The organism is Streptomyces albiaxialis (assembly GCF_039530985.1).
Taxonomy (GTDB): Bacteria; Actinomycetota; Actinomycetes; order Streptomycetales; family Streptomycetaceae; genus Streptomyces; species Streptomyces albiaxialis.
The window spans coordinates 98,914-113,375 of sequence record NZ_BAAAPE010000017.1 but is presented as its reverse complement, the minus strand read 5'-3'; the positions used below and the strand labels follow the sequence as shown (position 1 = coordinate 113,375).

Annotated in this window: 13 protein-coding genes; 7 read left to right on the top strand and 6 right to left on the bottom strand. The window is 73.4% G+C overall.

Annotated features, from left to right (window positions below):
• The first annotated feature begins 215 nt into the window (after positions 1 to 215).
• Both ABD343_RS34425 and ABD343_RS34420 read left to right on the top strand, forming a co-directional pair.
• Positions 216 to 1,391, top strand: a complete 1,176-nt coding sequence (locus ABD343_RS34425; protein ID WP_344534038.1) for an acyl-CoA dehydrogenase family protein — start codon at positions 216 to 218, stop codon at positions 1,389 to 1,391.
• A 282-nt stretch (positions 1,392 to 1,673) separates the two neighbouring features.
• A complete protein-coding gene (locus ABD343_RS34420; protein ID WP_344534036.1) occupies positions 1,674 to 2,621 on the top strand; it encodes an endonuclease/exonuclease/phosphatase family protein in 948 nt (315 codons plus the stop codon).
• On the opposite strand, the gene speB is transcribed toward ABD343_RS34420, so the two are convergent.
• Positions 2,551 to 3,687, bottom strand: coding sequence for an agmatinase (speB, locus tag ABD343_RS34415; protein ID WP_344534034.1), 1,137 nt, complete (start codon positions 3,685 to 3,687; stop codon positions 2,551 to 2,553). The two genes, ABD343_RS34420 and speB, sit on opposite strands and share 71 nt — an antisense overlap.
• A 56-nt stretch (positions 3,688 to 3,743) precedes the next feature.
• Between speB and ABD343_RS34410 the strand changes: the two genes are divergently transcribed.
• Positions 3,744 to 4,733: an ArsR/SmtB family transcription factor gene (locus tag ABD343_RS34410; RefSeq protein WP_344534032.1), complete on the top strand. Its 990-nt coding sequence runs from the start codon at positions 3,744 to 3,746 to the stop codon at positions 4,731 to 4,733.
• Positions 4,734 to 4,791: 58 nt separating this feature from the next.
• Here the strand turns inward: ABD343_RS34410 and ABD343_RS34405 are convergent, their stop codons facing one another.
• A complete protein-coding gene (locus tag ABD343_RS34405) occupies positions 4,792 to 5,532 on the bottom strand; it encodes a class I SAM-dependent DNA methyltransferase (protein WP_344534030.1) in 741 nt (246 codons plus the stop codon).
• Positions 5,533 to 5,819: 287 nt separating this feature from the next.
• On the opposite strand from ABD343_RS34405, the gene ABD343_RS34400 reads away from it, so the two are divergent.
• Complete coding sequence (locus ABD343_RS34400) at positions 5,820 to 6,395, top strand: hypothetical protein (RefSeq protein ID WP_344534028.1); 576 nt, start codon at positions 5,820 to 5,822, stop codon at positions 6,393 to 6,395.
• A gap of 166 nt (positions 6,396 to 6,561) precedes the next feature.
• Complete coding sequence (locus ABD343_RS34395) at positions 6,562 to 8,142, top strand: MFS transporter (protein WP_344534026.1); 1,581 nt, start codon at positions 6,562 to 6,564, stop codon at positions 8,140 to 8,142.
• Here ABD343_RS34395 and ABD343_RS34390 read toward each other — a convergent pair.
• The 4 genes from ABD343_RS34390 to ABD343_RS34375 form a co-directional block, all read right to left on the bottom strand.
• Positions 8,129 to 9,196, bottom strand: a complete 1,068-nt coding sequence (locus ABD343_RS34390; RefSeq protein ID WP_344534024.1) for a methyltransferase — start codon at positions 9,194 to 9,196, stop codon at positions 8,129 to 8,131. The two genes, ABD343_RS34395 and ABD343_RS34390, sit on opposite strands and share 14 nt — an antisense overlap.
• On the bottom strand, positions 9,193 to 10,020 hold the full coding sequence (locus ABD343_RS34385) for a helix-turn-helix domain-containing protein (protein ID WP_344534022.1): 828 nt from the start codon (positions 10,018 to 10,020) through the stop codon (positions 9,193 to 9,195). The genes ABD343_RS34390 and ABD343_RS34385 overlap by 4 nt, the downstream gene beginning before the upstream one ends.
• A gap of 199 nt (positions 10,021 to 10,219) precedes the next feature.
• Positions 10,220 to 10,882, bottom strand: coding sequence for an HhH-GDP family DNA glycosylase (locus ABD343_RS34380; RefSeq protein ID WP_344534020.1), 663 nt, complete (start codon positions 10,880 to 10,882; stop codon positions 10,220 to 10,222).
• 104 nt (positions 10,883 to 10,986) lie between these two features.
• Positions 10,987 to 12,042, bottom strand: coding sequence for a Gfo/Idh/MocA family protein (locus ABD343_RS34375; protein WP_344534018.1), 1,056 nt, complete (start codon positions 12,040 to 12,042; stop codon positions 10,987 to 10,989).
• A 152-nt stretch (positions 12,043 to 12,194) separates the two neighbouring features.
• On the opposite strand from ABD343_RS34375, the gene ABD343_RS34370 reads away from it, so the two are divergent.
• Positions 12,195 to 13,349 carry an Rv3169 family protein gene (locus ABD343_RS34370; RefSeq protein ID WP_486387853.1) on the top strand — a complete coding sequence of 385 codons (1,155 nt, stop codon included), beginning with the start codon at positions 12,195 to 12,197 and terminating at the stop codon, positions 13,347 to 13,349.
• Positions 13,346 to 14,455, top strand: a complete 1,110-nt coding sequence (locus tag ABD343_RS34365) for a phosphotransferase family protein (protein ID WP_344534016.1) — start codon at positions 13,346 to 13,348, stop codon at positions 14,453 to 14,455. The genes ABD343_RS34370 and ABD343_RS34365 overlap by 4 nt, the downstream gene beginning before the upstream one ends.
• The last annotated feature ends 7 nt before the right edge of the window (positions 14,456 to 14,462 follow it).

Genomic DNA, 14,462 nt, shown 5'->3' with positions numbered 1-14,462 from the left:
GGCCGGTTCACACCCGTCAACCGGTGACGCGACGCGTCCGATCGGGCATACTCCAACTGCCCCGGCCACAGGTCAGCCCTCTTCGCGACCCGAAGAGGCAGGATCGCGGCGGGGCAGCGACACCCCTGGGCCTTCCCGGCCCGGCCAGAGACCCTACGGCGGCGTGCCACACCCCGGACGCGTCGTCGCCGAGCCTGACCGAAGGAGAGCGCGCCATGCCGCAGCACGGTCCGCAGCCGGTGGAACGCGAACTGCCCACCGAGGAGGCGCACGACCTGCTGGCCCTCGTACGCGATCTGGTGCAGCGCGAGATCAAGCCCAAGGCGGGCGAGGAGGAGGCCGCGGAGCGCTTCCCCCGTGATGTCTTCTCGCTGCTCTCCCGCTCCGGCCTGCTCGGTCTGCCGTACGAGGAGGAGTACGGCGGCGGCGAGCAGCCGTACGCGGTCTATCTCCAGGTCCTGGAGGAGCTGGCCGCCGCCCGGCTCACGGTCGGCCTCGGCACCAGCGTGCACGCCCTCGCCTGCTACGGGCTCGCGCACTTCGGCAGCAAGGAGCAGCGCGCGGAGCACCTTCCGGCCATGCTCGGCGGCGAGCTGCTCGGCGCCTACTGCCTCTCCGAGCCCTCCTCCGGCTCCGACGCCGCCTCGCTGCGCACCCGTGCCGTGCGCGACGGCGACGACTGGGTGCTGCACGGCACCAAGGCGTGGATCACCCACGCGGGCGTCGCCGACTTCTACACGGTCATGGCCCGCACCGGCGAGGAGGGCCCGCGCGGCATCACCGCGTTCCTCGTCCCCGGCGATGCCGAGGGGCTCAGCGCCGCGCCGCCCGAGCGCAAGATGGGCCTCAAGGGCTCGCCCACGGGCCAGCTCCACCTCGACGGCGTCCGGGTGCCCGACACGTGCCGGATCGGCGACGAGGGCCAGGGCTTCACCATCGCCCTCGCCTCCCTCGACTCCGGGCGCCTCGGCATGGCGGCCTGCGCCATCGGCATCGCCCAGGCCGCGCTGGACGAGGCCCTGGCGTACGCGGAGGGGCGGGCACAGTTCGGCCGCCCCATCTCCGACTTCCAGGGCCTGCGCTTCATGCTCGCCGACATGGCCACGCAGATCGAGGCGGGCCGCGCCCTGTACCTCAGCGCGGCCCGGCGCCACGACACGGGCAGGCCGTACTCCCAGCAGGCGGCCATGGCCAAGCTGTTCTGCACCGACGCGGCCATGCGCGTCACCACCGACGCCGTCCAGGTCCTCGGCGGGTACGGCTACACGGCGGACTTCGACGTCGAGCGCTACATGCGCGAGGCGAAGGTCCTCCAGATCGTCGAGGGCACCAACCAGATCCAGCGCATGGTCATCGCGCGCCGCCTGCTGGGCCCGGAGACCGCCCGCTGAGAGCAGTCGCCCCTCCGGGCCGGCGGACCTGGGGCGGGCGGGCGCCGGGGCGTCGCCCTCCACGGGTGCGTATCGCCGCGCGCGTACCGCCTGGGCGCGGACGGGATCGACGGTGGTGCCGCCGTTCCCGTCGGGCACGCCCGCAGGGGCGGCGGCGCTGGCCGGACGGCGCCCGGGCCGCCCCCGGCCGTTCGTGGTCCGGCCGCTCTCCGGCCACTTCCCCCACACCCGTGCGTCTGAGACTCTCCGGAAGTCCCCACCCGAACCGCCCCGGGAGGCACGATGTCCACGACGCCCTCGTCACGCTTCAGCCGTCGCACCGGTATCCGTACGGCCACCGCCGCGGCGCTCGCGGTCCCGCTGCTCGCCGGGACCGCCACCGCGCACGCCGCGCCCGCGGCCGGTGCCGAGAGACGGCCGGAGAAGGAGCGGGAGGGGGACGGCCGGGACGGGCGGGCCCTGCGCGTCATGTCGTTCAACCTGCGCTACGCCTCGGACACCCCGCCCCACAGTTGGCCCGAGCGGCGCCCCGTGATGCGGGCGCTGCTGCGCAAGGAGACGCCGCATCTGATCGGGACGCAGGAGGGGCTGTATCCGCAGCTCCAGGACATCGCCGCCGACCTGGGGCGGCGCTACGACTGGATCGGCACGGGGCGCGCGGGCGGCAGCCGTGACGAGTTCATGGCCCTCTTTTACGACACCCACCGCCTGGTACCGGTCGAGTTCGATCACTTCTGGCTGTCCGACCAGCCGAACCTGATCGGTTCCGCCACATGGGGCAACAAGGTCATCCGTATGGTCACTTGGGTCCGGTTCCGCGACCTGCGGACCGGCGGGCAGCTCTACCACCTCAACACCCATTTCGACCACCAGAGCCAGCCCTCCCGCGAGCGCTCGGCGGCACTCGTCACCGAACGGCTCGCGGCACTCGACCCCGCCGTCCCGCGCATCGTCACCGGCGACTTCAACGTCCCCGCCCACGGCAACCCCGTCTACGACACGATGCTCGGCGACGGCAAGCTCGCCGACACCTGGGACACCGCCGAGAAGCGCGGCAAGCTCTACGCCACCTTCCACGGCTACAAGCCGCTGGTGCCCGACGGCGAGCGCATCGACTGGATCCTCGCCTCGCCCAAGACCCGCGTACGCCGCGCCGTCATCAACACCTACTCCCGCGACGGCCAGTTCCCGAGCGACCATCTCCCCGTCCAGGCGACGCTGGAGCTGTGACTCCGGCGCGCTTCTTGTGGGCCAGGCCCGCCAGGACCTCCCAGATCAGCCGGTGGGCGTTGTTGACGGTCAGGTCCGCGTGGTCGTACGGCGGGCAGACCTCGGTGACGTCCAGCGCCACCAGGCGGGTCTCCAGGGCGACTTGACGCACGGCCCGGAGCAGGTCGGCCGGGGCGAGACCGCCCGGCTCGGGCGTTCCCGTCCCCGGCGCGAAACCCGGGTCGAGGACATCGATGTCGATCGAGAGATAGACGCCGTCCGTGCCGTCGAGCGCCTCGGCGATGACGTCGGTCATCACGTCCCTGATGCCGCGCTCCCAGATCTCCTGCATCGTGTGGTGGCGCATGCCCTGTGCGCGCATCCACTCCTGCACCTCGGCCGGTGGCCAGTAGCCCCGGAGCCCGACCTGGACGAAGTCCCGCCCGGCGATGGCCCCGGACTCGATCAGCCGCCTCATCGGCGTCCCGTGACTGGCGAGGTTGCCGCGCAGGATGTCGGCGGTGTCGGCGTGCGCGTCGAAATGGATCATCCCGATCCGGCCGTGGCCGTGATGGGCGGCGACCGCCGTCCCGCTCGGCCATGTCACCGAGTGGTCGCCCCCGATCACCACGGGCACGATCCCGCGGCTCGCCACCTCGGACACCCGCTGGTGGATGGCCTCGCGCGAGAGGTCCCACATGCCCGGCGAGACGAGCGCGTCGCCGTAGTCGACGACGGTGAGGTGATCGAAGATCTCGACGGCCAGGTCGAGGTGGTAACTGCCCGCGTCGTAGGCGTCGGCGCGCAGTGCCCGGGGCCCGAAGCGCGCGCCGGGGCGGTTGGTCGTGCTGTCGTCCCACGGCGCGCCGATCACGGCGACATCGGGCCGCCACGCGTCGAGCTCCTCCGGCTCGGTCAGGTGCGGCCGGAGGCCGAACGTCGGCACGCCCATGTACGAGGACGCGTCGAGCTGGGCCCGGAGGCCGGGCGGAAGCTCCGGCCTGGCGCCGGTCTCGCCGGTGCCGGGGGCCGGGTACGGGGCCGGGTCCGGGGCGGTCGCCGCGGGGGGCTGAGGGGTTCTCGTCATGCGGCGCAGTCCACCGCAACGGCGGGGCGGCGCCAATCAATGTAGCCTGCGGCTTAATGATCAGCTTCGTGCTCGGCGTCGAGGACCTGGCCGACACCCGCTTCGCCGTCTCGCCCGTGCAGGAAGCCGTGCTCAGCCTGCGGGTCCTGCGCGACCCGGGCCTGTCCGCGCTGCACCTGCCCTGGCGCAGGTCCGTCCTCCCGGGACTCGGCACCCTGGACACCGGTCTCCTGACGGCGCTGATCGGGGGCCGCCACACGCTGCCCGACTTCCTGACCCCGCGGCCCACGAGCTTCGCCCCCACCTTCGAGGAAGAGCTGGCCGCCGTACGCCGGACCCCGCCCGGCCTGATCCGGCGCGACCTGATCGCCGCGCACGCGCCGGACCCGCCTCCCGAGGCGCTGCGCGACGTCACCGCCGCCGACGACGCACCCGTCATCAGGCTCGGCGCCACCCTCTGCACGCTCCTGGAGCGGTACTGGAAGCTCGCGCTCGAACCCGTGTGGCCGAAGATGCGGCTCGTACTGGAAGCCGACATGACCTACCGCGCGCGGCAACTGGCCATGGGAGGCGCGCGCCGGCTCTTCAGCGACATGCATCCGAACCTGCGCTGGCACGAGGGAGTGCTGCACATCGACGGGGTGCCCGGCACGTACCGCACCGTGGCGTCCGGCCGCGGGCTGCTGCTGATCCCCTCCGTCTTCGCCCACAGACCCGCGCCGCCCCTCAGCCCCGACGACGCACCCGTGCTGGCCTATCCGAGCCGGGCGGTGGCCACGCTGTGGGCCCCGGCACCGGCCGCCGACGCGACGGCGCTCACCGGGCTGCTCGGCGCGCCCCGGGCCAGGCTGCTGCGTCTCCTGGAGGAACCGTTGGCCACGGTCGAGATCGCCCGCCGCCTCGGAGTGACCCCGAGCGCCGTGTCCCAGCACCTGCGCGTGCTGTACGCCTCGGGACTGGTCACCCGGGCGCGCCACGGGCGGCAGGTCCTGTACCGCCGCAGCTCCCTGGGGGACCAGCTCGCCGACCGGGATCGCGCCGCCTGAGGAGGACGACCGCCCCGTCCCGTCCGGTGCGCGGTGCCCGGCGCACGGGCGGCGGGCCTCAGACCGGTTTGCGCCAGACGGAGATGTGCTTCGCGGAGTCCTCGGTGAAGGGCGCCCCGTCCCAGTCGGCGACGCGGCGTTCCCGTTCGAGCCCGGCGATCCGGGCCATCAGGTCGAGCTCGGCGGGCCAGGCGTAGCGGTGCCGTGAACTGCCGCGGCGATAGCGGCCGTCGTCGCCGTCGCGCGTGAAATGGTGCGAGACGAGGAGCTGTTCGACGAGGTCGAAGGTGTCGAAGCCGAGGTGCCGCTCGGACACGTCGAAGGGCACCGCGACCTGGCCGGGCGGCAGATACCTCAGCGGCGGCACTCCCAGCTCGATGACGAACCGGCCGCCGGGCCGCAGATGCCGGGCGGCGTTGCGGAAGCACTCGACCTGCTCGTCCTGCGTCAGCAGGTTCGAGATGGTGTTGTAGACGAGATAGACCAGGGCGAACTCGCCGGGCACGACGGTGGTGGCCATGTCCCCGAGTACGACCGGCAGCGTGTCCTCGTCGACTTTGCGCCGCAGCACCGCCGCCATGTGCTCGGACAGCTCGATCCCCACGACGGGCACGCCGCGGGCCCGGAGGGGGACGCCCACGCGGCCGGTCCCGATGGCGAACTCCAGCGCCCGGCCGTCCCCGGCCAGGTCCGCGAGGAAGCCGAGGGCCGGTTCCAGGGCGGCGGCCGAGGACGTCTCGCTCTCCTCGGCGTCATAGCGCTCGGCAGTCGCACGGGTCCACATCTCGCTACTCGTCACGGTCGGCCACTCTGCCGGGCGCCCGGGAGCGCTGTCGAGGCATTTTCCCTCCGCCGATTCCCGTGGGCCGATCAGGGGAGTCTGCGTCTCCTTTTCGGACGCGTGCTCGTTGTCCGAGACGTTGAGCCATCGCACCAATACACGAATAGGTGGTTGTAATGGCCGTGAGTTGGGCAAAGAGCATTGCCATCGCTGAACCCGCACCCAGATCCGCGTATCTGGCGCGCTATCTGGCCCCTCGCTGGACCGGGCTCCTGTCCCTGAAGAGCGAGTACGGTATCGGATTCGTGCCCACGGTGGTGGCGGGCGCCGTCGTGGCCACCGCGCTCTTCGGCGCGGGCGGCGGCGCCGTGGCCGCGCTGATCGTGGAGATTTCCGGGAAACCCTGCCTGGCCTGGTCGTGGTTCGCGGTCGACGCATTCCTGGCCTGGTGCCTGTCCGTATCGTATTGGCTGGTCGGCCGGTACGGATTGAGATTCTACGACGAGGACCCGCCCGCGAATCCCGTGTGGCGTTCCGTCACCGTCGGGAATTCCGCCTGGCGGTCCCTGCCGAGCCGCCAGCGGAAGCACCAGCGGGCGAGGCTCCGCGCGCTGAACTCCACCGCGCGCCTCCTGCTCGCGGACCCGGACGACGAGGCGAGCCGGAAGGCGCTCACCTCGCACGCCGACGCGCTCCGGCGCCTGTCCACCGCCGTACTGACGGACAACGCCTCCGAACTCCTGTGGCCCACCGCCACTCCGCCCGGGCCCGTCCTGTCCCCCGAGGCCTATTTCGCCGTCCCGGCTCCGGCCCCGGCGGAGCCGGACAACGGAATGCGAATTGACAAAGGGCCCGGACTCGTGGCGTCGGGTACCCGCTGAATGCGGGACCGGAACGCCTCGAAGAATTGACACAGGGCTCGTCGATGTGCCCTCGGAATCGCTCGGAGAACGCCAACTTTCCTGACACCTCGCGGAATTGACACACGCTTGAGAATTCCTTACGGTCCCGGCCGTCAGGTTTTACAGGCCGAATCCGAAGGTGCTCATGACTGCATCCGCGTTGCCGAAGTCCCGGCGGCATCTGATACTTGCCGTGCTGATGGTGTGCTCACTGCTGATCTGGCTGGAGAACACCGTCATGAGCACCGCACTGGAGACACTCGCGGACCCGGTCCGAGGGCTCGACGCGGGCCCCGCCGCGCTCCAGTGGGCCACCGGGGCGTACACGCTGGCCTTCGCCACCCTGATGTTCACCGCGGGCGCGCTGGGCGACCGGTTCGGTCACCGGACCGTGCTCATGGCGGGCCTGGTGGTCTTCGCGGGCAGCTCGGTGTGGGCGGCGTACGCGGGCGACCCGGGGCAACTCGTCGCCGCCCGGGCGGCGATGGGGGTCGGCAGCGCGCTGATCATGCCGGCCAACCTGGCCCTCCTGATGTGGACCTTCACCGGCCCGGCGCGGTCGACCGCGATCGCCGTCTCCTCGACCTCCGCCGGTGTCGGGATGGCCGCGGGCCCGGTGCTCGCCGGGGTGCTTCTCGAACACTTCTGGTGGGGCTCGGTCTTCCTGGTCAACGTCCCGGTCGTCGTGCTGGCGCTGACCGGCGTCGCCCTGCTGGTCCCGAACTTCCGCAGCCCCGTGGCGCGGTCGCTGGACCCGGCCGGGATGCTGCTGTCGACCAGCGGCCTCGCGGCCCTCGCCTACGGACTGATCCGCGCGGGCCAGGTGACGGACTGGAACCGCGCGGACGTCTGGGCCCCGATCCTCCTCGGACTGCTCCTGCTCGCCGTCTTCGTCCGCGTCGAGGCGCGGATCAAATCCCCGAGCTTCGACCCCCGCCTGCTCGCCCAGCGCGCCTTCGGCGGCGGCAACCTGGCGCTCGGGCTGCTCCTCTTCGCCGTGGCCGCGATCACCTTCTTCAACGCGTTCTACCTGCAAGGAGCGCGCGGCTATTCGCCGATGGAGGCGGGACTGGCCAGCCTCCCGACCGCGCTCGGCGCGGTCCTCGGGGCGCCCCTCGGCGCGCGCCTGGCCCGCCGCCGTCCGCTGCGGCTCGTCGCCGTTCCGGCTCTCACGGTGGCGGCGCTGGCCATGGGGGCCGGCGGGCTCTACGGGCTGCGGACGCCCCTCGCCGGGATCGAGGTCCTGCTGCTGGTCCAGGGACTCTCCGTTGGCATGGTGATCGGCCCGGTGACGGCCGCGCTGATCAGCACGCTGCCGCTGGAGCGGGCCGGGGCCGGTTCGGCCGTCACCAACACCGTGCGCCAGACCGGCAGCGTGATCGGAGTCGCGGTCGGCGGCACGATCCTGTCACTCGTGTACCGGCGCGCGATGGAACCCTCGCTGGACGGCCTGCCCGCCCCCGTACGGGAACAGGCGCGCGTCTCCGCCGAACAGGCCCGTCACCTGGCCGCCACCACCCACCGGCCCGCGCTCGGGCGCGCGGCCGACGACGCGTTCATCCACGCCCTGCATGTCGGCGCCGCCTGGATCATGCTGATCACGCTGGCCGGGGCCGCCGTGCTGCTGTTCGCCCTGCGCCCGGCCCCCGAGACCCCCGCCGCCGACGACGCACCTGCCGGGAGCGAGGAGGCCCTCCCGGAGGCGCCGGGCGTCAGGCGGGTGTGACCTCGATCAGGTGGTAGGGAGGGGCCTGTTCGAGAGGGGTGACCGAGGCCAGGGCCAGGCCCGCGCGGCGGCACACCTCCGCGAAGTCGGCCCGGGTGCGTTCCCTGCCGCCCAGGTTGACCAGCATGTTGAGGTCGCTGAGATAGGTCAGGTCCGCGGTCGCCGGGTCGACCACCTCGGGCAGTACGGGCTCGATGATCAGCACCCGCCCCTCCGGCGGCAGGGCGCGGCGGCAGTGGGTGAGGATCGTGACCACCTGCTCGTCCGACCAGTCGTGCAGCACGCTCTTGATCACATGGAGGTCGGCGCCCCCGGGAACCGAGCGGAAGAAGTCTCCGGCCACCAGGGAGCAGCGGTGGGCGAGTTCGTGCCGCTCCAGGGTGGCCGGAGCCTGGGCCAGGCCCTCCTCGGTGTCGTACAGGATGCCGTTCAGGGCCGGGTGGGCGCGCAGGATCCCGCTGAGCAGGGTGCCGTCGCCGCCGCCGATGTCGGCGACGGTGGTGAACCGCCCGAAGTCGTACGCGTACGGCAGCGCGGCGGCGGCCTCCTGGACGGCCTGGCTCATGGCCGCGTTGAACTCGGCTGACAGTTCGGGCAGTTCCTTGAGGTGGCTGAAGAAGTCCGTTCCGTACACCGTGTCGAAGGCGATGTCCCCGGTGCGGATGCTCGTGTCCAGGTGCTCCCAGGCCCGCAGGATGGCCGGCTCGGTGAACATCCGTACCAGCGAGGCGAGCGAGTCGGGGCGCGTGGGGTCCAGCCGTGCGCCCGCCGGGGTGACGGAGAAGGAGTCCGGGGCGTGTTCGCGCAGGACACCCAGGCTCGTCAGGGCGCGCAGCAGCCTGGTCATGGGCTGGACGGCGGCCCCGGCGTCGGCGGCGACCTCGGCGGCCCGCCGCTCCGCGTCGCCGATCAGCTCCACCACGCGCAGCCGGAGGGCCGCGCGTACGGTCTGCGCGGCCATGCTGCCGAACACGAGCCCGACCAGCAGTCTCTCGTCCTCCTGCGGGCCCCGGCACGCCGCCTCGGCGGCGGCCACGGTGTCGGTGGTGGTCATCCGTGCTTCCCTTCGTCGACTGCTGCCGCACCGGTGGCGCCGGCCAGTTCGCCGGGCGTGCACCCGGCGAACGCGACCACGTCGCGGTGCAGATGGGACTGATCGACATAGCCGCAGCTCGCGGCGGCCTCGACGGGGTCCTTGCCCGCGCGCAGGGCGGCGACGGCGTGGTCGAACCGGACGAGCATCGCGGCGCGTTTCGGGGTCAGGCCGAGCTGGGCGTTGAACCGGGACCACAGCCGCTTGCGGCTCCAGCCGCAGGAGGCGGCCAGGTCGGCGACGCGTACCCGGCCCCGCCCGCGGACGATGCGCTCCCATCCGGCCGCCACCTCCGGGTCGACGGCCGGTGCCCGCGCGTTCCGCGCGCACCGTCCCGCCAGGAACTCGTCCAGCAGCGCGAAGCGCCGGGCCCCGGTCCCGGCGGCGGAGAGCTGCTCCCGCAGGCGTCCCGCCTCCGGCCCCCACACGTGCTCCAGGTCGGCCACCGTCCCGTCCAGCTCGTACGGGGCGACGCCCAGCAGGGAGGAGGCGACGGGCAGCGACAGATGCAGCTCCACACAGTCGACGCGCGTACCGCGCACCCGCGCGCGGCCCGGGAACGGCGCGGCCACCAGGCTCCCCAACGTCCGGCTGCCGCCCGGGTGCTCGACCGTCAGCATGTCGTCCGCGAAGCCGAGCACGACGGTCACCACCGGCTGCGGCACGACCCGCATGTCCAGCCCGGTGCCCAGCCGGTCGCGGAACTCCGCGACCTGGACACCGTCCACGCGGGTGCCCCCGGCCGGTACGGTCACCTCCCAGCCCGCTGCGGCTTCTGGACCCATGAGGTGCCCCTCCCGGACGGACGTGACGCTGGCGGACTGGCGGACTGGCGGACTGGCGGACTGGCGGACGGACGTGACTTCGGCGGACGGCCGACGGCGGAGTCCCCCGTGGCCCCGCCGTGCACGTCCGACTATCCCCGCCGTGGCCCCCGCGCGTCTTGGACGAATGTTCCCGGGCCGACGGGAAGGGACCCCGCCGCTAGACGCCCGCCGCCTCCCGTACGTCCTCGGCCACCTCAGAGCTGAGTGCCGCCCGCACCAGCCCCGCCGCCAGCCGTGCGAGGTCGTCCTTCGGGACCAGGTCCGCCAGCTTCTCCGCGGACTCGGGCAGGCCCAGTTCCCCCGCGCCCTGGAGCGCCTTGCGGTCCAGATACGGGCGGAACTCCGGCCACACCGCCTGCGCCTCCCGCAGGAAGATCGCCACGCCGACCGGGCCGATGCCCGGCACCTCGCGCAGCGCCTTGGCGACGTCGCCGTCCCGGCGGGCCTTGCGCAGGTCGCCGCCGTACTCGCTGAGCAGCAGCTCGGCGCCCTCGCCGAGCTGGGTGGACGTGCGCTCGTCGTAGCGCCGGTAGCCGCCCTCGCCCAGCGCGTCCACCCGCTGCTGCCACGTCGCGTCCGCCATGCGCCGGGGCGTGCGCATCCCCGCGTCCGACAGCGCGCGCGAGGCCGCCACCGCGATGTCGGCGCGGATACGGGCGCTCAGCAGCAGCGAGAGGACCAGCAGCCGGTACAGGGGCGAGGGCGTGTCACGCAGGGTGATGCCCGCCTCACGGGCGTATGTCTGCCCGTGCCGCTCCAGCAGGGCCCGGACCACCGCCTTGTCGCTCTTGTTCCGTGACGACGACTGCGACCGTGCCATGAGTGCCTCCTCTGTGCCGCTGCACGGGTTCCCGCCCGCGAAGCGCGTACGCACGAGGCCCCCGGGACCTCTTCCTCCCCCCCCCGGCGTGCGCGGAGACGCCCTCACCACCCCGCGACGTCCGGCATCCGCACCGGCACCGAGCCCTCCGCGAGCGAACGGGCCCCCGCCACGCCCACCAGCGAGGCGGCGACGGCGGCGCGCACGGGCACGCGCGGGGGAGCGCCCTCCACGACCGTGCGCCGGAAGCCCTCGACGATCAGTGCCGTGCCCGCCTCCATCGGGTCCACGGGCCCACCCGCGAGCCGTACCTCCTCCGGGGCCCGCACCTCGTCGGCGGGCTCGCCGCCGCGCGCCCAGCCCTCGCGGCGGACCCGCACGGACCACGCGTCGGGCCCGGGGGCGCGCAGCGACTCCGCGAGCCCCTCGGAGCCGCGCACCGACAGCCACGACCAGTGGCTGTCCGGCTCGCCCTGGAGGAACGTCTGCCGGGTCACGGCCAGCGCCCCCGTCGACAGCCGCGTCACCAGCACCACCGCCATCGGCCGCGCGCCCGGGCCGACCGGATGCGCGGTGACCTCCACCGGCCAGGCGCCGCTCACGTCGAGAACGGGGGAGAGGGTGTGGGTGCAGTACGCCGTCGGAGAGATCCGGCCGCGCCAGTGCGCCGGGTCCCCGGCGAGCGCGCGGATGTCGTCGGGCCCCAGCGCGTGCAGATAGTCGCACTCGACCAATTGCGCCTCGCCCACCTCCCCGGACCTCAGCGCCTCCGCGACCGTACGGACGTGAGGGTGCTCGACGTAGTTCTCGGCGAAGGAGTACGTGGCCGTCGACGCCTCGGCCGCCGCGACCAGCGCCCGGCCCTCGTCCTCGGTCACGCACGCCGCGCACTCGCTCAGCACATGGACCCCGCGCTCCAGGAAGGCGATCGCGGGTTCGGCGTGCCCGTCGAAGTCGTTGGCCAGCACCACCGCGTCCGCGCCGTCCGCCAGCACGTCCGCCCACCCGGACGCCGGACGCGCGGCGGGGAACTCCTTCGCGGCCGCCGCCAGCAGTCCCTCGTCCGGGTCGCACACCGCCGCCACCTCGAAGCCCAGCCGCTCGCACCACCGGGCCAGCAGCAGCCCGCGCCCCAGGCCGACGATCGTCACTCGTGTCATGAGCGACACCCTGGGCGGAACAGGCCCCGCCCGCAAGCGAATTGATCACCGTACGTCCACGGTGCGAGCGGCCGTTCGACTCTGGCCCCCTCCCGCGAGCTGACGTACCGTCAAATCCCTTTCCGTACGGCACGCAGCCCGGGAGGCAGCCCGTGACCGACGACGACCGTCCCGTCGCCCTCGACGAGTACCCCGTCCACCAGGCCCCGCTCTCCATGCGCCACGTCGTCACCGGCGACCGCAACGCCTACGACCGGTGCATCTTCCAGGTCCTGGACCACGCCGGGCACACGCTCCTGATCACCGGCCTCGGCGTGTACCCCAACACCGGCGTCATCGACGCCTACGCCACGCTGCGCACCGCCGACGGCCGCCTCCGCGCCGTCCGCGCCTCCGACGCGCTCGGCGACGACCGGACGCGGCTCGCCGTCGGCCCGCTCCGCATCACCGTCGAGGAGCCGCTGCGCCGCTTCCGCCTGCGGTGCGAGCCCGACCCGGACGACCCCGCCTCGCTCTCCTTCGACCTCGCCTGGACCGCGGACTTCCCCGCGCTCTGGGAGCCCCACCACACCCAGCGCCGGGGCGGCCGCCTCACCCTGGAGGCCCGCCGCTTCGTGCAGGCGGGCTCCGTCACCGGCACCGTCCGCGCGGACGGCGCCGTCATCCCCGTGACGGCGGGGGAGTGGACCGGGACCCGCGACCGGAGCTGGGGAGTGCGCCCCATCCCGGGCGAGGACGCCGGGCGCGCCGCAGCCGACCACCCCACCGAGGGCTTCCACTGGCTCTGGTGCCCCGCCCGCTTCGACGACCGCTTCGTGATGGTGATCCTCCAGGAGGACGCCGACGGCCACCGCACCCTGAACAGCGCCGTCGAGGTCCGCGAGGGCCGCCGCGACCGCCAGCTCGGCTGGCCGTACGCCGACATCGCCTACCGCCCCGGCACCCGCCACCCCGAGCGCGCCGTCCTCCACCTCACCGACCCCGCCGACCGCAAGCCCCTCGAACTCCGCGCCGAGGTCCTCACCTCCTCGCCCCTCGCCGTCGGCGCGGGATACCCGCCCGCCGACGACTGGCAGCACGGCACCTGGCAGGGCAGAGACTGGACCGACCGCCGTACGTACGACCTCACCGACCCGGCGGCCCATCCCCTGGCGGCCTACGGCGTGACGGACCACGCCGCCCGCTTCACGCTCGAAGGACGCACCGGGTACGGGATCTTCGAGCACGGCAGCATCGGCCGCCACGACCCCAGCGGCTTCACCGGGTTCGACTCGGTCGCGCCCGCCGCGGGTGAGGAGCGGCCATGACTGCCCAGGACCGCCCCCGTACGACCACACGCCGGCCCGGCGAACTCGGCCGCCGCCTCGACGCCTGGCTCGCCGCGCGGCTCCCCGGCGCCCGCGCCCTGGACCCCGTGGTGCCCGAGAGCAACGGGATGTCCAGCGAGACCGTCCTGTTCGGCCTGGACCACCCCGGGGCCCCGGCCACCGGGTGCGCCCTGCGCCTGGCCGCGGACCCCGCCGCGTACACGGTCTTCCCGCGCTACGACATGGCCCGCCAGTACCGCGTGCAGCGGCTCGTGGCCGAGCACAGCGACGTGCCCGTGCCCCGGGTGCTGTGGCTGGAGGAGGACGAACGGCCGCTCGGCGCCCCGTTCTTCGTGATGGAGCGCGTCGAGGGGCGCGTGCCACCGGACGTCATGCCCTACACGTACGAGGGAAACTGGCTCCACTCCGCCACCCCCGCCGAGCGTGCCGCGCTGGAGGAGGGCACGCTCTCCGTGCTGGCCCGGCTGCACGGCCAGGTCCCCGCGGACCGGGCGGGGTTCCTCGCCGAGCCGGGGCCCGGCGCCCCCCTGCGCCGGCACGTGGCCGCCCAGCGCCGCTACTACGCGTGGGTCGTCGCGGACCGGCCGCGCTCACCCGTGATCGAGCGGGGCTTCGCCTGGCTGGAGGCCAACTGGCCGGAGGACGACGGGGATACGGTCGTGTGCTGGGGCGACGCCCGTATCGGCAACATCGTCTACGACGGCTTCGCGCCCGCCGCCGTCCTCGACTGGGAGATGGCGGCCCTCGGCCCCCGCGAACTGGACCTGGGCTGGACGGTCTATCTGCACCGCTTCTTCCAGGACCTGACGGAGTCCACGGGACAGGAAGGGCTGCCGGACCTCTTCCGCCGCCGCGCCGTCGAGACGCGCTACGCGGAGCTGACGGGGCACACCCCGCGCGCGATGGACTTCCACACCTTCTACGCGGCGCTGCGGCACGCGATCGTGATGCTCCGTATCGCCTACCGCCGCGTCCACTTCGGCGAGGCCGTGCCGCCGCCGGACCCGGACGACCTGATCATGCACCGCGCCACGCTGGAGCGGATGCTGAAAGGCACGTACTGGGAGGAGCTGGGGGAGGCGTAGGAGAGGT